The organism is Cryobacterium sp. PH31-O1, from assembly GCF_030063455.1.
Lineage (GTDB): Bacteria > Actinomycetota > Actinomycetes > Actinomycetales > Microbacteriaceae > Cryobacterium.
This window is the reverse complement of the sequence record NZ_JASITB010000008.1, coordinates 174810-196016: the sequence shown is the minus strand read 5'-3', so window position 1 is coordinate 196016 and position 21207 is coordinate 174810. Positions and strand designations below refer to the sequence as shown.

Below are 21207 nucleotides of genomic sequence, written 5' to 3'. Positions count from 1 at the left end.
CGGGTGGCCTCGGCGCCTATGCGGCTTACAGCGCGAACTTGAAGCCCAGGTCGGCGGGGTAGTCGCCGAGCGCGGTGAGATTAGTGGCCGCGGCCTGCAGGGCGGCGAGGGTGAGGCCGAGTGTGCCGGGGCCGAAGCTGACTCGGGAGATGCCGAGCTCGGCGAGGCGAGCGAGCGGCACGAGTCCGGGGGCACCGATCACCGAGATACGGCCCTTGACCTGTTCGATGGCGCGGGCCACCTTGTCCTCGTCGGTCAGACCCAGGAAGAAGATGACGTCGGCGCCGGCGCCCAGGTAGGCGTTGGCGCGGGCGACGGCTTCGTCCCAGCCGCCGCCGCCGGCGAGGGTGTCGACGCGCGCATTGATGACGAGCGGAATCCCGCTCTGGTCGGCGCCAGCTCTGGCGGCGGCCACCCGGGCTGCGGCGGTCTCGACATCGAACTGCGGGGCCTTCGGGGCGCCGACCGAGTCCTCGATGTTAATGCCGACGATGCCGGATTCCTCGATGAGGCGACGCACGTTGCGGGTCACGCCGAGGGCATCCGGTGCGTAGCCCTTCTCGAAGTCGGCCGAGACCGGCAGGTCGACGGCTCCGGCGATGATCGTGGCGGCAACGATGGCCTCGTCAAGGGAGAGGCCCTCACCGTCTTGCAGGCCGCGCACGTTTGAGATGGAGTGGCTCGCGGTGGCCAGGGCCTTCACGCCGGGGGCGTCGGCCACGATTTTGGCGGTGATGGCATCCCACACGTTGGTCACGATCAGGGGTTCACCGGGCACGTGCAGCGAGTTGAGGAGTTCGGCCTTCTGGAGCTGGGTCATTGTCATGCGTGTCAGTCTGACCGACGCCTATCCCCCAAGCGAGGGGACAGCCTCATTTCAGGGAATGCTCAGGTAAAGGCGGGCTGGCGTTCAGCCCGTGGCTCCACCGGTCACCTGATCTGTTGCTGCCTGGCCGAGACCGGGATGAGCAGGAGCAGGCCCACGAGCAGCACGAGCATGATGCCGAGAATACCCCAGTAGGTTTCACCGAAAATCGTGACCGACAGGGCGAAAGCGGCGGGAGCGAGAAAGCTCACGGCCCGTCCGGTTGTGGCGTAGAGCCCGAAGACTTCGCCCTCACGGCCGGCCGGAATGAGCCTGGCCAGAAAGGTGCGGCTGGCCGATTGGGCCGGACCGACGAACAGGCACAGGGCCAGCCCGGCCGTCCAGAACACGATCTGCCCACCATCGTGCAGAAAGAACACCGCGAGCCCGCTCACCAGGAGCCCGATCAGGGCGGTCATGATGACCGGCTTCGCGCCGAGCCGGTCATCGAGCGCGCCGACGCTCATCGTGGCGATACCGGCGACAACGTTGGCCGCGATGGCGAAGATGATGACCTCGCCGGGCGAGAACCCGAAAACGGATGCTGCGAGCACCCCACCGAAAGTAAAGACGCCGGCCAGACCGTCGCGAAAAATAGCGCTCGCGATGAGAAAGTACACCGTCTGGCGGCTGGTCTTCCACAGCCTGGCAATATCGTGGCCGAGCACAACGTAGGAGCGAAAAAAGCTGACCTTGTCGCGTCGGGCTGCCTGGGGTGCACGGTACTCCGGAACCCGCAGCAGTAGCGGGAGTGCGGAGAGGCCGAACCACGCGGCGGCGATCAGCATCGACACCCGAACGGCGAGTCCATTGTCGCCGGTCACCCCGAACAGGCCCACCTCGGGCTGGATGAAGCCGAAGTACACGACGAGCAAGAGCACGATGCCGCCGAGATACCCCATGCCCCAGCCGAATCCGCTCACCTTGCCGATGGTGGACGGCGTGGAGATTTGCGCGAGCATCGCGTTGTAGTTGACCGCGGCGAACTCGAAGAAAACATTGCCGGCCGCGACCAGAAAGAGGCCGAGCATGAGATAGCTCGGTGAGGCCTGCACAAAGAACATCGCCGCGGTGATCGCGACGACCACGAAAGTATTTACCCCGAGCCAGAATTTGCGGCGGCCCGAGGTGTCCGAGCGCTGCCCGGTGATCGGGGCTAGCGCGGCGATGAGCAGCCCGGCGCTGGCCAGGGCCCAGCCGAGTTGGGCCGAGATGACGTTCTCATCACCGAAGGATGATCCCGTTATATAGACGGTGAATACGAAGGTCGTTACGACCGCGTTGAAGGCCGCCGAGCCCCAGTCCCAGAATGCCCAGGCCACCACCCGGCCGCGCGTTGGAGCGGAACCCGCGTCTACGGCGACAGTCTCGACCATGTGCACAATCTACTGTGCCGGGGTCAACAACGGGGTTGGCAAACCCGCGGCATCCGCTCCGGCAACCAACTTGGCAAACTTGAGTCACTCACACTCAACTTTCAGCGTTAGAAATTGACAGTTACGAAACGACTCTGGAATACTTGAGTCATCGAGGCTCAAGTCTTGAGATTACTTTGCAAGGTGCGTCTCGCACACGATTGAAGGAGAACAACCCACATGGCTCGTGCAGTAGGTATTGACCTCGGAACCACCAACTCTGTGGTGGCCGTGCTCGAAGGTGGAGAACCCACCGTCATCGCCAACGCAGAAGGTCTGCGCACCACCCCCTCGGTGGTCGCTTTCACCAAAGACGGCGAGGTTCTCGTTGGAGAAACCGCCAAGCGTCAGAACGTCACCAACGTTGACCGCACCATCTCCAGTGTCAAGCGCCACATGGGCACCGACTGGGATGTTGCCATTGACGACAAGAAGTACACCCCGCAGGAGATTTCGGCACGTATTCTCGCCAAGCTCAAGCGCGACGCCGAGCAGTACCTGGGCGAGAAGGTTACCGACGCCGTCGTGACCGTGCCCGCGTACTTCAACGACGCCGAGCGTCAGGCCACCAAGGAGGCCGGCGAGATCGCCGGGCTCAACGTGCTGCGCATCATCAACGAGCCCACCGCCGCCGCACTGGCCTACGGCCTCGACAAGGGCAAGGAAGACGAGCTCATCCTGGTCTTCGACCTCGGAGGCGGAACGTTCGACGTGTCGCTGCTCGAGGTGGGCAAGGACGACGACTTTAGCACCATCCAGGTGCGCTCGACCTCCGGCGACAACCGCCTCGGCGGCGATGACTGGGACCAGCGCATCGTTGATCACCTGATCAAGCGCTTCAAGGAGACCACCGGTGTTGACGTCTCGAAGGACAAGATCGCCAAGCAGCGCCTTAAGGAAGCTGCCGAGCAGGCCAAGAAGGAGCTGTCGTCGAGCATGTCGACGAGCATCCAGCTGCCTTACCTGTCGCTGACCGAAAACGGTCCGGCCAACCTCGACGAGACGCTCACCCGCGCCCAGTTCGAGAAGATGACCGAAGACCTGCTCGACCGCACCAAGAAGCCCTTCCAGGACGTCATCCGTGAGGCCGGCGTCAAGGTCGGCGACATCGCCCACGTCGTTCTCGTCGGTGGTTCCACCCGTATGCCCGCCGTGTACGAGCTCGTCAAGAGCGAGACCGGCGGTAAGGACCCGAACAAGGGCGTCAACCCCGATGAGGTCGTCGCCGTCGGCGCCGCGCTTCAGGCCGGCGTACTCAAGGGCGAGCGCAAGGACGTTCTGCTCATCGACGTCACCCCGCTGAGCCTCGGCATCGAGACCAAGGGCGGCATTATGACTCGCCTTATCGAGCGCAACACGGCCATCCCGACCAAGCGCAGCGAAACTTTCACCACGGCCGACGACAACCAGCCGTCCGTTGCGATCCAGGTGTTCCAGGGCGAGCGCGAGTTCACCCGCGACAACAAGAACCTCGGAACCTTCGAGCTCACCGGCATCGCACCGGCACCGCGCGGAATCCCGCAGGTTGAGGTCACCTTCGACATCGACGCCAACGGTATCGTGCACGTCTCCGCCAAGGACAAGGGCACCGGAACCGAGCAGTCGATGACCATTACGGGCGGTTCTTCGCTCGCGAAGGAAGACATCGAGCGCATGGTGCGCGAGGGAGAAGAGCACGCCGCAGAAGACAAGCGTCTGCGCGAAGTCGCCGAAACCCGCAACACGGCCGAGCAGCTCGCCTACTCGATCGAGAAGCTCATCAAGGACAACGTCGACAAGCTGCCCGAAGACGTGAAGAATGAAGTTCAGGCCGATGTCGACGCTCTCAAGTCCGCTCTCGCCGGTGACGACGAGGACGCTGTGAAGACGGCGTTCGACAAGCTCAACGAAAGCCAGGGCAAACTCGGCGAAGCCATCTACAAGTCCAGCCAGGCGGATGCCGAAACCGGGTCTGATGAGGCCGGTGCCGACGAGACTGGTGCCGACGAGAATAAGGACGAGGACGTTGTCGACGCCGAGGTTGTTGACGACGACGAAGACGACAAGAAGAAGTAGGCCGCAACTATGGCTGATAAGAAACATCCAGACAACGACGCTGCGGGGGTGCCCGATGACGGCACCGCCGCGGCGGGCGCGGGCGTCCCTTCGGGTGCGGCGCCCGATGCGGCATCCGCTGCTGAGGGCGATGCCGCGGCCTCGGCCGACGGGATCGAAGAAGACGAACTGACCGTTCAGGACATTCTGGACGCGGCAGAGCGTGAAGCCGCTGAGCCCACGAGCGAACACCTCGCCGACCTCAAGCGCGTGACGGCCGAGTACGCCAACTACCGTCGGCGGACCGAAGCCAACCGTGCCATCGAGAAAGAGCGCGTGACGGGCGATATCGTCAAGGTGCTGATTCCGGTACTCGACGACATCTACCGTGCTGAGAAGCACGGCGATCTCGTGCCCGACTCCGCCTTCGCGACGATTGCGGCCAAGCTGCGAGCAAGCGTTGAACGCCTCGGCCTGACCTCCTTCGGCACGGTCGGTGACCCCTTCGACCCGACCATGCACGAGGCGATTTTCCAACAGCCGAGTGCGGCCGTCGACACTGAAACCGTCGGCGACGTCGCGGAGACGGGGTACTACCTCGGCTCCACGCTGCTGCGCGCCGCCAAGGTCGTCGTTCAGGTACCGAGCGATGGCTAGCCAAGACTGGTTCGACAAGGACTTCTACAAGGTTCTCGGGGTATCGAAAGATGTCACGCCGGCCGAGTTGAAGAAGGCGTACCGCAAACTCGCCCGTAAGTACCACCCGGACTCCAACCCGGGGAATCCCGCCGCCGAGGCGAAGTTCAAGGAACTCAGCGAGGCGCACTCGGTGCTGAATGATGCCGCCCAGCGTAAGGAATATGACGCCGTGCGGGCCATGGGCAGCGGGGCGCGGTTCGCCGCGCCCGGCGGCCGGGCACAGAGCGGAGGCTTCGAGGACGCTTTCGGAGGCATGTTCGGCGGCGGAAGCCGGCAGCAGAGTTATACCTTCGAGCAGGGCGGCTTCGACGATATCCTCGGGGGTATGTTCGGCAGAGGTGGTGGGGGGGCAGGCTTTGGCAACCCCACGGGCGGCTACCGCGGGTCGGGCGCGCCGACCAGGGGCCGCGACGTTATCGCGTCGACCACCATCGACTTCATCACGGCCACCCAGGGCGACCAGATCAGTCTGCAGACCCAGGACGGCCGACCGATCAAGGTGAAGATTCCGGCGGGAGTCGCCGACGGGCAGAAGATTCGCCTGCGCGGCAAGGGTCAGCCCAGCCCCGACGGAGGAGAATCCGGCGATATCGTGCTGACCATCACGGTGCGCAAGCATTCGGTGTTCGAACGTGACGGCCTCAACCTGCGGGTGACCGTTCCGGTCACCTTCGTCGAGGCCAGCCTCGGGGCGACGATCGAGGTGCCAACCCTCGGCGGCAGCCCCGTCAAGCTGCGCGTTGCCCCGGGTACTCCCGGTGGCCGCGTGCTGCGGGTCAAGGGTCGGGGAGTGACCACGGCGAAAGGCACCGGCGACCTGCTCGCTATCGTGCAGGTCGCGGTGCCCTCGCACCTGTCAAAGGATGCGGAAGAGAAGCTCACCGCGTTCGCCGAAGCGCTGCCCAAGGAAAACCCGCGCGATGAACTGATCGCTCGAGCGAAGGGCTAATCATGGACGAGACGACCCGGGTTTTCGTGATTTCCACGGCCGCCGAGCTTGCGGGCATGCACCCGCAAACACTGCGCCAATACGATCGCCTGGGCCTCGTCAGCCCGGAACGCACCCCCGGCAAGAGCCGCCGATACTCCATGCTCGACGTGGCAAAGCTCCGTGAAATTGCATTCTTGGGCTCTGAAGGTGTGAGTCTGGAAGGCATCCGTCGTATCCTCGAACTCGAGGATCACGTGCGCGGGCTTGAAAATCGCCTGCGCGAGTTGGAATCGACCCTCGCCGACGAACTGCTGAACCGTCCGGGCCGCCGCGTTTTTGCGGCTGGCTCGGCCGGTGATGTCATTTCGATGAAGGCGGGTACCCGCACCAGGCGCAGCAACCAGATCGTCATCTGGCGGCAGCCCAGACCATAGTCAGCTCCACGTTTCGCTTTCACAGCACGAACTGGTTGCACCAGCACCACTTTCAGGGGGAACCATGTCCGAATCGGGCACGCACGACCAGTCCGCGTCGCGGAACACCAGCAAGCACGAGAATGAGAATGTGAACGAATTCGATTTCGACCGTCTGCGTCGTCGCCCCGATATCGAGGCGGAGAACCTCTTCGCCGTCGACGCGAGCGACCGCCTCATTCTCGACGAAGCAGCCGGAGCGCTCGCCGCCTACCGCTCCGGTGGCGTCGTCGTGCTCGAGGACCGTTACGGCGCGCTCACCCTCGGCGCGGCTGCCCTGCACAACGCGCGCGGCATTCGCGTCTACCAGGACGCCCTCTCGGGTGAATACGCCCTTGACAGCAACGCCTCCGGCGTTAACCTCACGGAGGCCTACCGCTCACTGCCGCTCGGTGAAGAACTGCTGAAAGACGCCCACGTTGTGCTGCTGCAGCTGCCGAAAAGCCTCGACGCCCTCGACGAGATCGCCGGCACCATCGCGCGGTATGCCGCTGACGACGTCATCGTTTTCGCCGGTGGCCGCATTAAGCACATGACCGTGAGCATGAACGAGGTGCTGCGCCGCCACTTCGGCGCCCTCAACGTGCGTCCGGCACGCCAGAAGTCCCGCGTGCTCATCGCATCGTCCCCGCTCGCCACGTCGACGTCCGTCTGGCCCCACTCAGAGCGCCACGAAGACGTCGACCTGACCGTGCGCGGCCATGGCGGTGTGTTCGCCGGCACCAGCATCGACATCGGCACCCGGGCGCTGCTCGAGGTGCTCGACCGCATGAAGCCCGACGCCGAACGCGCCGTCGACCTGGGCTGCGGTACCGGTGTGCTGGCCGCAGCACTAGCCGCGCAGCGCCCGCTGTTGCAGGTGCTCGCGACGGATCAGTCGGCCGTAGCCGTCGCATCCGCTCGCGCAACCATCGACGCAAACGCGCTCGCCGATCGCGTCACCGTCGTGCGTGCTGACGGGCTATCCGGCCAGGCGGACAGCTCGGCCGACCTGGTTCTGCTCAATCCGCCGTTCCATATCGGAGCGTCGGTGCATGCGGGCCTCGCCGAGAAGTTATTCATCGACGCGGCGCGAGTGCTCGCACCCGGCGGCGAATTGTGGACCGTGTGGAACACCCACCTCGGCTACCGTCCGATGCTCACCCGCATCGTCGGTTCCACCCGCCAGGTCGGCCGCAACACCAAGTTCACCGTGACGGTCTCCACCGGCCGCTGACGAGTGCGCTGACCTAGCGGGTCAGACGCTCACGAGCTGCTCGCCGTTCAACACGTCGAGCTGCCAGGCGGTCGCCCCGTCAGAGTGGGCGTGATGGTGGTGCACGAGGTTGAGCGTGGCGTTTCTGATGCTGCCAATTCGCGCATCGAGCGCGTGCGCGAGGCTCAACCGAATGAGCGTGCCGTGGGCAACGACGATGATGCGCGCGCCGGGATGCTGCTCGGCTAGCTGTCGCAGGGCATGAACCCCTCGTGCCGCGACGGCCGCTTCGGTCTCGGCTCCGTGGAATCCGCCGGGAAAACGCAGGGCGTCGAGCTCCGCTCCCGCGCTGAGCCCCTCGGCCGGCCCATAATTGCGCTCGATCAGGCCCGGAATGCGCCGGACCGTGTCGAGGCCGAGTTGTTCGCCGATCAGGTCAGCGGTTTCGGCGGCCCGAGACAGCGGGGACGAGACGATGAAATCCCAGTCGTAGCGTTTCAGGGGAGCGACGGCATCCGCTGCCTGGACCCGCCCGACGTCGTTGAGCGGGATATCGGTGGCACCCTGGATGCGCGCGGCGGCGTTCCAATCGGTTTGGCCGTGGCGGATGAGGGCGAAGGTCGTCGTCGTGGTCACTCGTCTATTCTGCCTTGGCCGACTGGGAGTGGGCGGCGGGCTCCGGTATCGATTTTTCGCTCCGGCTTGGCCAACGCCAATCGAGCGAGAACCGTGACCGACCAGCCCAACAGCATGACGAGGAGCGCGTTGCGCACGGTGAGCAACAGCAGCGAGAACGGGTCGCCGTTGATGAGCGGCAGGTAGAAGATGGGGAAGACCAGCGTTGTCAGGCCCGCGATGGCCAGCATGAGCACGGCCGGAACCCGCCAGAGCATCCAGCTGCGGCTAACACCGACGGCAACCACCGGCACCAGCCACAGCATGTACTGCGGCGATCCGACCTTGTTGAAGACGACGAACGCGCTGACCAGGGCGAGGGAACCGAGCAGAATGAGCTGGGCGGCATCCGCTCGCCGAAGTGTGGCGAATAGCAACAGCACAAAAATGGCCGTGATGGCCCCGAACATGACCGGCGTCATGAGTGAGGCGACCAGATCCGTGCCGGGGCCGGCTACCTCGCGCGTGGCAATGGAATAGTTCTCGTAGATGACCGTGCCGGGGCGGCCCAGTGTGGCCAGCCACACCCACGGGGTGGTGATGGGCGCCTCGAGTTGCAGGGCGCGGTCGGTCTGTTCCGTGATGAATCCGGTGAAAAATCGCAGTCCGCCGAGCAGCCAAACGGATGCTGCCACTCCGGCCGACAGGCCAGCCCCCGTGAGCAGGACCGTGCCTCGACGGGGCGACACGGTGACCACGGCCAGAATGACGGCGGCCGGCCAGACCTTGATCCAGGTGGCGAGAGTGAGCAGGGCCGCTGCCACAAACGGACGCCGGGCGAGTAGCACGAGGCCGACGATAACGAGGGGGGCGGTGATTCCTTCGAGGCGCAGCAGGCCCACCGGGCTGAGGAGGAACGATGCGAGCAGCCAGTACCAGGCTGACTTGAAGCCGCTGCGGCGGCGACCCCAGTCGGTGAGCGCGGCGACGGCGACGGCGTTGAGCGCGGTCGTCATCAGGAACCACAGCAGTTGATACAGAAGTGGACCGGCGATCCCCGCGAACGCGATCGGAAGCATGGCGCCGATCGGGTAGACCCAGGCGGTATCGATACCTTGCCAGAGACTGTTGTTCCGGCCGAGTTCGGCCCAGGTGCGGTAGAGCGGAAGGTCTCCGAGCACGCGGCCGGTGAGGATGGTGGGGAGCAGAGCGAACAGGAAGACCGTGTGCAGGCCGAGGAAGCCCAACGCCAGGGCGCGCGGGCGTTGGAGGGTGAGGCGGCGGCTCGGGGTGAGCATCGTCGCCAGGCGGGTGTCAACCCGGTCGAAGATAGTGGACATTGAACCCGTTTCTGCAGGGCGCTGGCGTTGGCAGTCGCGTGCAGTCTAGGGGTGGCGGGTTAACTTACGGTGCCGGTTCGCACGCTGAGCTCGCGAACGGTAGCGACGCCTTCGGCGGTTGCGGGCCCATGTTATGGCCGTGGGCCCAGTTTATAGACTGGGCCCACGGCTCGGGCCCGGGCCCCGTCCATATTTTGGTGCGGGGAAGCGGACAGGCGAGGTCAGGCCAGGAGCTCGCGGATGTCGGCGGCGGTCAGGGCGGTACCCTGCGGTGCGCCGTCGGTCATGACGCTTTCGAACAGGCGAGCCTTGGTGGCCTTGAGGGCCATGACCTTCTCTTCGATGGTGTCCTTGGAGACCAGACGGTAGACCATGACGTTCTTGGTCTGACCGATGCGGTGTACCCGGTCGACGGCCTGAGCCTCGGTTGCCGGGTTCCACCACGGGTCGAGCAGAATGACGTAGTCGGCCTCGGTGAGGTTGAGGCCGAATCCGCCGGCCTTGAGGCTGATCAGAAAGACGGAGCTCGTGCCCTCTTTGAAGTCGCTGATGGCCTTGGCCCGGTTGCGGGTCTTGCCGTCGAGGTAGGAGTAGCTGATGCCGGCCGCGTCGAGCCGGTCGCGCGCCTTGCCGAGGTACTGGGTGAACTGGCTGAATATGAGCGTGCGGTGGCCCTCGGCGACCGTGTCTTCCAGAAGTTCGAGCAGAGCGTCGAGCTTGGTCGACGGCACACTGTCGTATTTCGCGTCGTAGAGGCTCGCGTCGAGGCTGAGCTGGCGCAGCATGGTGAGCGAGCGAAAAATCTCGAACCGGTTCGCATTCATGTCCTCGATCAGGCCGAGCACCTTCTGGCGTTCGCGGGCGAGGTGCATGTCGTAGACCTTGCGGTGCCGTGGGTGCAGGTCGAGTTCGAGCACCTGCTCCTGCTTCTCGGGCAGATCGCTGGCCACCTCAGACTTGGTGCGCCGCAGCATGAAAGGACGGATGCGGCGGCGCAGCTGCGCGAGCCGGTCGGCGTCGGCATCCGCTTCAATGGGTTTGCGGTAGTAGTCGGCGAACCGGCTGGGGCTCGGGAACAGGCCGGGGGCGGTGATGGAGAGCAGCGACCACAACTCCATGAGGTTGTTTTCCATGGGCGTGCCGGTGATGGCGAGCTTGAACGGGGTGCGCAGTCGGCGCGCGCAGACGTGCGCCTTACTCTGGTGGTTCTTCACGAACTGGGCCTCGTCGAGCAGCAGTCCGGCCCAGTCCTGTGCGTTGTACTCCTCGAAGTCGAGGCGGAACAGCGTGTAGGAGGTGATCACGACATCCGCTTCGCCCATCGCGTCGAGCAGGCTGGAGCCGCGCTTGCCGGCGGTCTGGGTGATGGCGGTCGTCGCGAGGTCGGGCGCGAACCGGGCGCACTCGGTAGCCCAGTTGGAGACGACGCTCGTGGGAGCGACGACGAGGAACGGTTTGCGGGCAGCACCGTCGGCAGCGCGTTGGCTGTCCCGAGCGTGGGCGATGAGGGCGATGGCCTGCAGGGTCTTGCCGAGTCCCATGTCGTCGGCGAGTACGCCGCCGAGCCGGTGGTCGTAGAGAAAGCTCAGCCAGTCGAATCCGGTCTGCTGGTAGGCGCGCAGGGTAGCGTGCACGGCTGGCGGGAGCGGGCGTTCGGCGATCGGTGCTGCTTCCGCCAGCCCCTGAAGGGCGGCGAGGCCCTCCACGGCGCTGCGCCAGGTGGCGGCCTGTTCGGCAACGACACCGAGCAGCTGCAGTTCGTCCCACAGGTCGGCCTGAAACCGGCTGAGGCCGAGCGTGCCGGCGTTGCTCTCCTGCAGGCCGCGAGCCTCTTCGATCAAACGCCGCAGCTGCTGCAGCTCGGGCCGATCGAGGCTGAAATAGGTGCCGCTGTCGAGGATCATCAGGTCTTGGTCGGTAGCCAGCGCCCGGAACAGGTCGTCGAAGGGAATGTCTTCGCCCTCGATCGTCACGGTGACGGCGAGGTCGAACCAGTCGCGGGTATCCGTGCTTTCGGTGGTGGCGAGGCTGATCACCGGCGCTTCGTCGGCCTCACGGTAGCTCGGGGCGTCGGCCGAGACCTGCACGACGATGCCGGCCGCGGTGAGCTGCGGCACGCTGTGCTCGAGAAAATTGATCATGACGGCGCCGCGCAGCTCGGAGTGCTCAAGTAGTTTGGCCGCGCTGATCGCCGTGGCGGGCTGCCAGAGCGGCTCGAACGAGCGGATCGAGCGTTCAACGCCTCGCAGCGTATCGGCTTCGCGGGTCAGGTCGCGAAAGCGGGTGTCGCCGGGCGTGGGGCGCAGGGGGTGTCGGTAGAGCACGGTGTTTGCCGCGGCAGCGTCGGATGTCGGGATCTCGCCGGGGCCTGCCTCGACCTGGCCCGTTTTCGGGGGCGTGACGTATTGCCACTCCCAGGCCAGGGTGATGCGGGCATCCGTCTGGTGGGTGATGGCGAGGGCCAACAGCGGGCGGGCGGTCTTTGGCAGTTCAAACGAAGCGTCGTGGCTGGTCAAGGCCAGTTTCTGTTGCAGGAACGGGTAGTAGTCGGCGAGAAAAGCTGCTTCGTCGTCGGCGGGAATGTCAAAGCCGCCAGTGACCGCGAGGGCACGGATCTCGGAACTGACCTGCGCGTTCAGCGGGGCGAGAACGAGCTGCCGGCCGGTCGCCAGCGGGTCTGCGGGGCTCGTGAAGGTGTACGCGCCGTGCGCCGGATCGCCCAGAAATCCGAATTCAGCGCCGCGGTGCAGCCGCTCGTTCAACAAAAGTAATGGGGTCAGTTGCAGGCCCTCGTCGTCACGCCGGATGTCGACCTCGAGCGCGGCGGGCGTGGGCGAGAGCAGAACGGGATTCTGGGCATCCGTCGCGCAGACCATGGGCAGACCGCTCAGCTGGGCCTCGTGCAACAGGTCCCAGAGCGCCTTGTTCTCGAAATTGTCAAGGTAGAGCCAGTGGTCGGTGTAACTGTAATAGCGCTGCCCGGTGGCCGAGAGGGCGTAGAGGGCGTTGAGAATTTTGCGGTGTGCGCGATTGTAGGTGCCGGGGGTCCAGGACAGGTTGTCCCAGGTGAGGGAGCCGCGAATCCACTTGCCCTTCTTGCCCATCACCATGGGGCGGGCCCCGAGACGGCGGGGCTGTGGGCGCCGGTTGGGACTGTAGGCGGGGTCGAGCAGATCGAATTGCAGGGCGAGGGCCGTGCTGGTGGCCGTCTCGGTGCTGGTCGGTTTGGCGATCGGCGCCAGGGCGGCGCGCCAGGCGGGCACCGGCGGGCGAAGTGGAATGACCGGCGCCGGGGAGGGCGGCTGGTAGGCGGCCGGCACGAAGGTCGATTCGAAGACCGGAGTGCGGCGGTCGCCGATAGCGCGCAGGTTGGACGTGTTGCGCTCGGCCGCGCGCTCGGCCGGGGTGCTGCGGCTGGCCAGCAGCAGGGCGGCGACGTGTTTGCAGTTACTGCCCATCGGGCAGGTGCAGGTTCCGCTGGCTCGAACCGCCTGGCCCGCGGCATTCAGCGTGAACGAGACGAGCACCGTGTACGGCTGGGGGCTGGTGCCGCTCACGCGGCCGGTGAGGTGTGTTCCCGACGGGGCCCAGGACTGTTCGGTGACGTGACCGTTGCGGGCGTAGCGTTCACCGCGCGAGAACGACTGGCTGCCAACGATGCGGGCGATCTCGTGAGTGCTGAGGGAATGGGCCATAGGTGTGGGAGCTCCGTAAGAACAAGGGACCAACCCTTATTATCTCACGCGCGACCGGTCGGGTGGCCGGGGTGGCCGGGGTGAGTGTGGGCGGCTAGGGGCGTGAAACGGGGTCAGATGGGGCGGTGGCCTGCAGCAGGGCGAGGGCCTGCGCTTCAATGTGGGTCTGCAACACGATTACGCTCGAGGAACGTACGACCGTCTGCGTCGCGACGATCAGATCGAGTACGCGCTGCACGTCGGCATTCGACCGGGCGACGACCCGGGCAAGCATGTCACTGTCGCCGGAGACGGTGTGCAGTTCGAGAATCTCGGGAATCTTCGCGAGGGCGGCGACGACGACGGCGTGGCCGGAATCCTGCCGCACGGTGAGCGAGCAATAGGCAGTGACCGGGTAACCGAACTCACTCGGATTGAGCGTGGGCGCCCAGGACTTGATGACTCCTCGGTTCATCAGTCGGTCGAGGCGAGCCTGCACCGTGGCCCTGGCCACCTTGAGCCGGCGCGAAGCCTCGAGCACCGAGAGCTTCGGTCGCTCGCAAAACAGGGTGACGAGGCGGGAGTCCAGGGAGTCGACATCCATGTGGGTGACCTTTCGTGCATGTCCGTCGGGCGGCGGTGCTACGACGGGTGAATGTACCAACTGTATGGTATTTAGTCGATAAACCACACAAACATTCGCAGATTGTGCACTCTAATTGGGCACTGTGGCAGACGCTCGACAAAGTCACTAACTTTACTGTGACCCGCCCACCGATGGAAGGAGCCAGCATGGCGCCTCGCGCACTCGCTGCCACGCTCGACACCCTGCCCAGTTCTTCAGCGGATGCCGCCGGTCCGGGCCACGACGAACTGCGTGACCTGTACCGGATGCTGTCCAACGTGCGTCAGCTCGACCGCGATGCGGTGGCCTGGCAGCGCCAGGGCCTCATTCCCGGCTACGCCCCAATGCTCGGCCAGGAAGCCGCCCAGGTCGGTGCCGGTGCCGCTGTCGACAGGAGCAGGGACTTCGTCTTTCCGACCTACCGCGAGATGGGCGTGGCTTACACATTCGGCGTGAACATGGTCGAGTACATGTCGACCCACAAGGCCATCTGGCACGGCGGGCTCTACGATTCCGTCGCCACCCGCTTCGCCCCATTTCAGGCCGTCGTCGGTGGTTCCGTACTGCACGCGGTCGGGTGGGCGCACGGCCAGACGCTGAACGGGGCATCCGCTGGCGGGCTTGGCGTGGGCCTGGCCTTTCTCGGCGACGGTGCCAGCTCGCAGGGCGACGTGCACGAGGCCATGAACTTCGCCGCCATCCTCAAGGCGCCGGTCATCTTCTTCGTGCAGAACAACGGCTGGGCCATCTCGGTACCCACCGAGCAGCAGGTAGCCGGCGGATCCGTCGCGGCGCGCGCCGCCGGCTACGGCATGGCGGCCGTGCGGGTCGACGGCAACGACGTGCTCGCTGTTCTTGAGGCCACCCGGCGGGCTGTCGCGCACGCCAGGGCCGGCCTCGGCCCGGTTGTCGTCGAGGCCATGACCTACCGGCGTGGTCCGCACTCCACGAGCGACGACCCCGGTCGGTATCGCACCCTCGACGACGAGAAAATCGACGGTGGCGAAGACCCGCTGAGCCGGTTTCGCGCGGTGCTGCTCGCCCGGGGCGTGGCCGATGAGGCCTTCTTCGCCGAGGCCGATGCCCAGGCCCAGCACCAGGCGAACGACATTCGCGCCGGCGTGGTCGCCCTGACAAGCCGACCAGGCAGCGAAATGTTCGACTTCGTTTTTCAAGAATCAACGCCGACGCTCGGCGCCCAGGCGCGCCAGTGGAGAGAGGAATCCGAACATGTCTGAAATTCTTGAGCTGGTTCGTCAGACGCCCCTCCTGCAGCTTTCCATGCAGCAGGCCATCAACCGGGCGCTCGGTGAAATTCTCGAAGACGACGACCGCGCCCTCATCTTCGGCGAAGATGTCGGTGTGCTCGGCGGTGTCTTTCGCGTCACCGACGGGTTGCAGCAGCGTTTCGGAGCGAACCGGGTTTTTGACACCCCGCTGGCGGAGTCGGGCATTCTCGGCACTGCGATCGGCCTGGCAATGGCCGGATTCCACCCCATTCCCGAGGTGCAGTTCGACGGCTTCGCCTACCCGGCGGTGAACCAGATTATTACGCAGCTGGCCCGCATGAACTATCGCAGCCGCGGACGCCTGCCCATGCCGGTGACGTTGCGCGTGCCGAGCTTCGGCGGCATTCGGGCCCCCGAACACCACGGCGAGAGCCTGGAATCGCTGTTCGCGCACGTTCCGGGGCTTAAAGTTGTGTCTCCGTCGAACCCGCAGCAGGCCTACCACCTGCTCAAAAAGGCCGCCTCAATGCCCGACCCGGTCATCTTCATGGAGCCTAAGGCCCGGTACTGGAACAAGGGCGAGGTTGACCTGGCCGTGGAAGACACTTCTTCTCTCGAAGGTTCGGTAATTGCCCGTTCCGGCAAGCACGCCACCCTCATCGCCTGGGGCGCCATGGTCTCACGCTGCCTGCAGGTGGCCGAGCTCGCCGCCGAAGACGGCATCGAACTTGAGGTACTTGATCTGCGCTGGCTGAAACCGATCGACGAGGCCGGGCTGGCGGCATCCGTTTCGCGCACGCGTCGCGCCATCGTCGTGCACGAGGGCCCGCACACCGCTGGCCTCGGTGCTGAGGTGGCCGCGCTCGTCTCGCAGAGTTGTTTCGATTCGCTGCGGGCGCCGGTGGAGCGCGTGACCGGCTTCGATGTGCCGTACCCCTCTGGCGACCTTGAAGACGAGTACATCCCGAACATTGATCGAATTCTCTTTGGAGTTCAGCGAGTATTGGAGTATCGCCGTGGCTGAAATCTCATTTCCCCTGCCCGACCTCGGTGAAGGCCTGCTCGAGGCCACCGTGCTCGAATGGCTCGTCGCCGTTGGCGACCAGGTTGAACGCAACCAGCCCTTCGTTGAGGTCGAAACGACCAAATCGTCGGTGGAATTGCCCTCGCCGATTGCCGGTATCGTGCTCACCCTGCACGGCGACCCCGGCGATGTCGTGCTCGTCGATGCCCCGCTGATCACCTTCACGGTCGCCGATGATTCCGCCGGCATCGTGGGCACCGTGCCGCAGGAGGCTGCGCCGAAACGGCGCGTGCGACTCTCCGCCGTTCTCGATGAGGATTAACGAATGACCGCTGACACGCTTGCCGTGGGACTGCACGGTACAAATCTGCACTGGCAGCAATACGAACCTGCCTTTGACGCTGGCCTCGCCCCGGTGCTCCTCGTGCACGGCTTTGCCTCGTCGAGCGCCCTCAATTGGGAGGCGACCGGTTGGGTGCGTGATCTCGCTGCCGCCGGCCGCCGGGTGCTTACCGTCGACCTGCTCGGCCACGGCAACAGCCACGCCCCACGAGAAACGGATGCTTACGCCCCGAGCCGCATGCGCGCCAGCCTTCTCGAGGTACTCGCGTTAGCCGGCGTCCGGCCCCGTGAGGCCGGCGATTCTGCCTCCGGCGTCGACCTCGTGGGCTATTCGTTTGGCTCCCGCCTGGTCTGGGAGCTCGTCGCTGAGCGCTCCGACCTGATCAATCGCGCCGTGCTCGGCGGTATGAGTGCCGAAGATCCACTCGCTGACTTCGACCTCGCTGCGGCCGACCGCTTTCTAGAGGACTCAAGCGCAATTGACCACGAGGCGACCGCCGCCCTCCTGGCTATGATGCAGCTCGCGCCGGGTGCTGATACCGCGGCCCTGCTGCGGCTCATCGCTGCGATAAAGACGGAACGCTTCGAGCCGAACGTCGCCGTTCCGGCCCGTCCGATGCTTTTCGTTACCGGCGACCGCGACGTGCTCGCAACCGGAACGACCGAGCTCGCGGCGCTCGCCGCCGACTCCGAGGTACTCTGGCTGCCCGCCCGCACCCACACCAATGCCGTCAGCGCGCGCGCCTTCAAGCAGGCCGCCATCGAGTTCCTCGCCCGCTAAAACCACACGAGGACTGGCCCGTACCGCGCACGTGCGCGGGACGGGCCAGTCCTGTAACCATCCGGCACTAGCCGAGCAGAGCCCTGTCGTCGAGTGAGGCACCCTTGATCTTGGCGAACTCGGCGAGCAGGTCGGGCACCGTCATGGTGGCCTTACGCTCGGCATCGATGTCAAAAATGATTTGCCCCTCGTGCATCATCACCAGCCGATTGCCGAGGCGCAGCGCCTGCTCCATGTTGTGCGTCACCATGAGGGTCGTCAGGTTGTGCTTAGCAACGATGGTTTCGGTGAGGGTCGTGACCAGCTCGGCGCGCTGCGGGTCTAGAGCAGCGGTGTGCTCGTCGAGCAGCAGGATGCGCGGCTGGGTGAAGCTGGCCATGAGCAGCGATAGCGCCTGTCGCTGGCCGCCGGAGAGCAGCCCGACCCGGGCCTTCAGTCGGTCTTCCAGGCCGAGTTCGAGCGAGAGTAGTTCTTCGCGAAAGAAGGCGCGGCGTTTGTGCGTGACACCCCATTGCAAACCTCGGTGCTGGCCACGCCGCAGCGCGAGGGCCAGGTTCTGCTCAATGCTGAGGTCGGGGGCGGTGCCGGCCATCGGATCTTGAAAGACGCGGCCGACGAAGGCGGCGCGGGCGTAGTCAGGCATCCGCTTGACGCTACTGCCGTCGATCGACAGGTCGCCCGAGTCGAACGGCAGTTTGCCGCTGATCATGTTGAGCAGGGTGGATTTTCCGGCGCCATTGCTTCCAATAACGGTGACGAAGTCGCCCGTATTGAGTTGCAGGGAGACGTTATTGAGGGCAACGCGTTCGTTGACCGTGCCGGGAAAAAAGGTCTTGGTGATGTTCTCGATCTGCAGCATGAGGCTCCTAGTTCGCTTTGCTGTAGTTGGCACTGCCGGCGGCTGATCGCATCTGGCGCAGCGAGGGGATGCGTTTCAAAAAGCCCCAGCGCGGCAGCAACAGCGCTGCAACGACGAGCAGCGCCGAGATGAGCTTCATATCGTTGGGGTTGAGGCCGGCGCCGAGGGCGAAGAAGATCACCAGGCGGTAGATGACCGCGCCGCCGATGACGGCGAGCGAGGCCAGAAAGATGTTGCGACGACCGAAAACGGCCTGGCCGACGATGACCGAGGCGAGGCCGACCAGAATGAGGCCGATGCCCATGCTCACGTCGGCGAAGCCCTGGTACTGGGCGATCAGCGCGCCACACAGCGCGACGAGTCCGTTCGAGATGGCGAGGGTGAGGATGGTCGTACGGTGCGTGTTCACGCCGAGGCTGCGGATCATCTGCTCGTTGTTGCCGGTGGCCTGGATCGACAGGCCGAGGTCGGTGCTGAGGAACCAGTCGATGGCGAACTTGATCACGAGGGCGGCGACGGCGAAGATCAGGATGCTCCAGGCTCCGCCGAGCAGGCCGGCGTCACGCAGTGGGGTCATCAGGGTGTCTTCGCGCAGCAGGGGCAGGTTGGATTTACCCATGATGCGCAGGTTGATCGACCACAGGGCGATCATGGTGAGGATTCCGGCGAGCAGACCGTCGATGCGGCCCTTGGTATAGAGCACCCCGGTGACCAGGCCGGCCACCGCCCCCGACGCCGCCCCGGCGAGGGTGGCGAGGGGAGCCGGCACGCCGTTGATAATGAGCGACGCTGCCACTGCGGCACCGGTTGTGAAACTTCCGTCAACTGTGAGGTCGGGAAAATTGAGGATTCGAAAGGTCAGGTAGACACCCAACGCCATGATTCCGTAGAGCAGGCCGAGTTCGAGAGCCGCATTCATCTGGTTATTCCTTTAAGTAGAAGAGCGGCTATTCGATGATTCGGTCGGCCTTGGCGACGAGCTCCTCCGAGAGGGTCACGCCCATGCGCTGTGCGGCGGCCGGGTTGAGGATGAACTCGATCGTGTCGAGGGTCTCGACGGGCATGTCGGCGGGGTTCTCGCCGTCTTCGAGGATGCGAATGGCCATCTGACCGGTCTGATAGCCGAGGTCGGTGTAGTTGATGCCGTAGGTCGCGATGGCGCCACGCTCAACCTGGCCGTTCTCGGCGCCGAACAGGGGAACCTGGTTGGCCTCCGAGTACTGGATGACGGCTTCGAGGCCCTCGGTGACGCGGTTATCGGTGGGAATGTAGATGGCGTCAACGTTGCCGAGCGACTCGGTGGCCTGGGCTACCTCGCTCGAGTTGGTGACGGTGGCTTCCTTGATGGTCAGGCCGAGGTCCTTGGCCGCCTCCTTGGCCAGCTCGACCTGCACGTCGGAGTTGACCTCGCCGGAGCTGTAGATGATGCCGACCGACTTGGCGTCGGGCAGAATCTCCTGGATCAGTTCGAGCTGCTCTTTAACCGGGTTGAGGTCGCTGGTGCCGGTGATGTTGCTGCCCGGCTTCTCCCAGCTCTCGACCAGTCCGGCCTCTTTCGGTTCGGTGACGGCGGTGAACAGCACTGGAATGTCAATGATTGTCTGCGCGGCGGCCTGCGCGGTGGGCGTGGCGATGGCGAGCACGAGGTCAACCTTGTCGGCGGCGAACTTGGCGGCGATGGTGCTCGCCGTTGCCTGTTCGCCCTGCGCGTTCTGCTCGTCGAAGTTGATGTCTGTGCCCTCGACATAGCCGGCGTCGGCAAACGCCTTCTTGAAACCCTCGCGGGCGTCGTCGAGCGCCTGGTGCTGCACGATCTGGCTGATGCCGATCGTGATCATCTCGTCTGAAACGGATGCTGGATCGCTCGCCGCGCATCCGCTGAGTGCGAAGGCGCTCGCGGCGACGAGAGCGAGGGCTGACAAAGAGGTGGTGTGCTTCATGCTGGAAAATTCTCCTTTGAATTTATGTTGACGAACGGTTTGTGCAGCGCGCGCGGGAACGAGCGTTCTCGCGCGGTGCGAAGAGTGAGCGGTTAGACCGGCAGGAGCGCTGCGGCCGCGGCGACCAGGAATCGATCGTTCTGCTCTGCTGTGCCAATGGTCACACGCAGGCCCTCGCCGGGAAAGGCCCGAGCCAGGATGCCTTCGGCAGTGAACACGTCGTTGACCCGGTTAGTGCCTTCGCCGGTGCGCAGCCAGATGAAGTTTCCCTGCGAGTCGGTGACGCGCCATCCGCTGGCCCGCAGTGCGGTGAGCACGCGGGTGCGTTCGGCGACGATCAGGTCGATGCGCACCATCAGTTCGGCTTCCGCATCGAGGGAGGCGAGGGCGGCCCGTTGGGCCAGCGCGGTCACGCCGAACGGCAACGCCACGCGACGCAGGTTGGCGGCGACAGCGCTCGGCGCGATGGCATAACCGATGCGCAGGCCGGCCAGGCCGTAGGCCTTGGAGAAGGTGTGCAGCACGGCCACGTTGGGGTAACGGCGAAAGAAGTCGATGCCGACGGCCGAGGCGGCGTCGCGGTTGAAGTGCACATAGGCCTCGTCGACGACGACGAGAACGTCGGCGGGTACCCGGGCCATGAAGGCGTGCAACTCATCGGCGGTGACGAAAGCGCCGGTGGGATTGTTGGGGTTGCAGACCAGAATGAGTCGGGTCTGCGGTGTGATCGCGTCGGCCATGGCGGTCAGGTCGTGACGCTCGTCGTCGGTGAGGGCGACCGGCACGGGCGTTGCTCCGGCGACCTGCACCAGAATCGGATAGGCCTCGAACGAACGCCACGCGAAGACGACCTCGTCGCCGGCCCCAGCGCTGGCATGAATGAGCTGCGACAGCACCTCGACCGAACCCGCCCCGAAGGCCACGTTTTCGTGCGAAACGTCGAACCGGACCGCAATGCGGTCGGTCAGTTCGGCCACGGCCATGCTCGGATACAGGTGAATCTCACCGAGAGCGGATGCGAGGACTCGCGTCACGGAGGCAAGCGGGACAAACGGGTTCTCGTTCGACGACAACTTGAACGCTCCCGAATCACCGGCAGCAGCGCCCTGCTTATAGGCGGGCAACCGACCGATGGTCTCGCGTTGGTGCACCATAACTGTTTCAAC

Annotated in this window: 19 protein-coding genes; 9 read left to right on the top strand and 10 right to left on the bottom strand. The window is 65.1% G+C overall.

The annotated features are described in order from the left end of the window. Positions 1-25: 25 nt before the first annotated feature. Both QMK31_RS16215 and QMK31_RS16210 read right to left on the bottom strand, forming a co-directional pair. Positions 26-826: an isocitrate lyase/PEP mutase family protein gene (locus QMK31_RS16215; protein WP_283501987.1), complete on the bottom strand. Its 801-nt coding sequence runs from the start codon at positions 824-826 to the stop codon at positions 26-28. Between the two features lie 104 nt (positions 827-930). Beyond that, entirely contained in the window at positions 931-2241 is a 1311-nt protein-coding gene (locus QMK31_RS16210; RefSeq protein ID WP_283501986.1) for an MFS transporter, read from the bottom strand. Positions 2242-2460: 219 nt separating this feature from the next. On the opposite strand from QMK31_RS16210, the gene dnaK reads away from it, so the two are divergent. The 5 genes from dnaK to QMK31_RS16185 all read left to right on the top strand — a co-directional run bounded on the left by dnaK (position 2461) and on the right by QMK31_RS16185 (position 7633). Beyond that, on the top strand, positions 2461-4335 hold the full coding sequence (gene dnaK, locus QMK31_RS16205) for a molecular chaperone DnaK (RefSeq protein WP_283501985.1): 1875 nt from the start codon (positions 2461-2463) through the stop codon (positions 4333-4335). Positions 4336-4344: 9 nt separating this feature from the next. Then, positions 4345-4971 (top strand): nucleotide exchange factor GrpE, encoded by a 627-nt coding sequence (locus tag QMK31_RS16200; protein WP_283501984.1) that lies wholly within the window; start codon positions 4345-4347, stop codon positions 4969-4971. Further along, positions 4964-5962, top strand: a complete 999-nt coding sequence (locus tag QMK31_RS16195; RefSeq protein WP_283501983.1) for a DnaJ C-terminal domain-containing protein — start codon at positions 4964-4966, stop codon at positions 5960-5962. Before QMK31_RS16200 ends, QMK31_RS16195 begins: the two co-directional genes overlap by 8 nt. Before the next feature lie 2 nt (positions 5963-5964). Further along, positions 5965-6378, top strand: a complete 414-nt coding sequence (locus QMK31_RS16190; protein ID WP_134556418.1) for a heat shock protein transcriptional repressor HspR — start codon at positions 5965-5967, stop codon at positions 6376-6378. Between the two features lie 130 nt (positions 6379-6508). Then, positions 6509-7633 (top strand): class I SAM-dependent methyltransferase, encoded by a 1125-nt coding sequence (locus QMK31_RS16185; protein ID WP_283501982.1) that lies wholly within the window; start codon positions 6509-6511, stop codon positions 7631-7633. 21 nt (positions 7634-7654) lie between these two features. Here QMK31_RS16185 and QMK31_RS16180 read toward each other — a convergent pair whose 3' ends face one another. The 4 genes from QMK31_RS16180 to QMK31_RS16165 all read right to left on the bottom strand — a co-directional run bounded on the left by QMK31_RS16180 (position 7655) and on the right by QMK31_RS16165 (position 13845). Next, positions 7655-8248 carry a histidine phosphatase family protein gene (locus tag QMK31_RS16180; RefSeq protein ID WP_283501981.1) on the bottom strand — a complete coding sequence of 198 codons (594 nt, stop codon included), beginning with the start codon at positions 8246-8248 and terminating at the stop codon, positions 7655-7657. After that, a complete protein-coding gene (locus QMK31_RS16175) occupies positions 8245-9567 on the bottom strand; it encodes a glycosyltransferase 87 family protein (protein ID WP_283501980.1) in 1323 nt (440 codons plus the stop codon). Before QMK31_RS16175 ends, QMK31_RS16180 begins: the two co-directional genes overlap by 4 nt. 221 nt (positions 9568-9788) lie before the next feature. Continuing rightward, positions 9789-13262, bottom strand: a complete 3474-nt coding sequence (locus tag QMK31_RS16170; RefSeq protein WP_283501979.1) for a DEAD/DEAH box helicase — start codon at positions 13260-13262, stop codon at positions 9789-9791. A 94-nt stretch (positions 13263-13356) separates the two neighbouring features. Beyond that, positions 13357-13845: an Lrp/AsnC family transcriptional regulator gene (locus QMK31_RS16165; RefSeq protein ID WP_283501978.1), complete on the bottom strand. Its 489-nt coding sequence runs from the start codon at positions 13843-13845 to the stop codon at positions 13357-13359. Between the two features lie 188 nt (positions 13846-14033). On the opposite strand from QMK31_RS16165, the gene QMK31_RS16160 reads away from it, so the two are divergent. From QMK31_RS16160 to QMK31_RS16145, 4 genes are read left to right on the top strand one after another with little or no spacing between them, the layout of a single operon-like run. Next, on the top strand, positions 14034-15104 hold the full coding sequence (locus tag QMK31_RS16160) for a thiamine pyrophosphate-dependent enzyme (protein WP_283501977.1): 1071 nt from the start codon (positions 14034-14036) through the stop codon (positions 15102-15104). Beyond that, positions 15097-16119 carry an alpha-ketoacid dehydrogenase subunit beta gene (locus tag QMK31_RS16155; RefSeq protein WP_283501976.1) on the top strand — a complete coding sequence of 341 codons (1023 nt, stop codon included), beginning with the start codon at positions 15097-15099 and terminating at the stop codon, positions 16117-16119. The genes QMK31_RS16160 and QMK31_RS16155 overlap by 8 nt, the downstream gene beginning before the upstream one ends. Continuing rightward, positions 16112-16441 (top strand): biotin/lipoyl-containing protein, encoded by a 330-nt coding sequence (locus tag QMK31_RS16150; RefSeq protein WP_283501975.1) that lies wholly within the window; start codon positions 16112-16114, stop codon positions 16439-16441. Before QMK31_RS16155 ends, QMK31_RS16150 begins: the two co-directional genes overlap by 8 nt. 3 nt (positions 16442-16444) lie before the next feature. Next, positions 16445-17242: an alpha/beta fold hydrolase gene (locus QMK31_RS16145; RefSeq protein WP_283501974.1), complete on the top strand. Its 798-nt coding sequence runs from the start codon at positions 16445-16447 to the stop codon at positions 17240-17242. Positions 17243-17309: 67 nt separating this feature from the next. Here QMK31_RS16145 and QMK31_RS16140 read toward each other — a convergent pair whose 3' ends face one another. From QMK31_RS16140 to hisC, 4 genes are all read right to left on the bottom strand, one after another. After that, entirely contained in the window at positions 17310-18101 is a 792-nt protein-coding gene (locus QMK31_RS16140) for an ABC transporter ATP-binding protein (RefSeq protein WP_283501973.1), read from the bottom strand. A 7-nt stretch (positions 18102-18108) separates the two neighbouring features. Continuing rightward, entirely contained in the window at positions 18109-19020 is a 912-nt protein-coding gene (locus tag QMK31_RS16135; protein WP_283501972.1) for an ABC transporter permease, read from the bottom strand. A gap of 28 nt (positions 19021-19048) precedes the next feature. Next, positions 19049-20041, bottom strand: a complete 993-nt coding sequence (locus QMK31_RS16130; RefSeq protein ID WP_283501971.1) for an ABC transporter substrate-binding protein — start codon at positions 20039-20041, stop codon at positions 19049-19051. 92 nt (positions 20042-20133) lie between these two features. Beyond that, entirely contained in the window at positions 20134-21195 is a 1062-nt protein-coding gene (hisC, locus tag QMK31_RS16125; RefSeq protein ID WP_283501970.1) for a histidinol-phosphate transaminase, read from the bottom strand. Between the last annotated feature and the right edge of the window lie 12 nt (positions 21196-21207).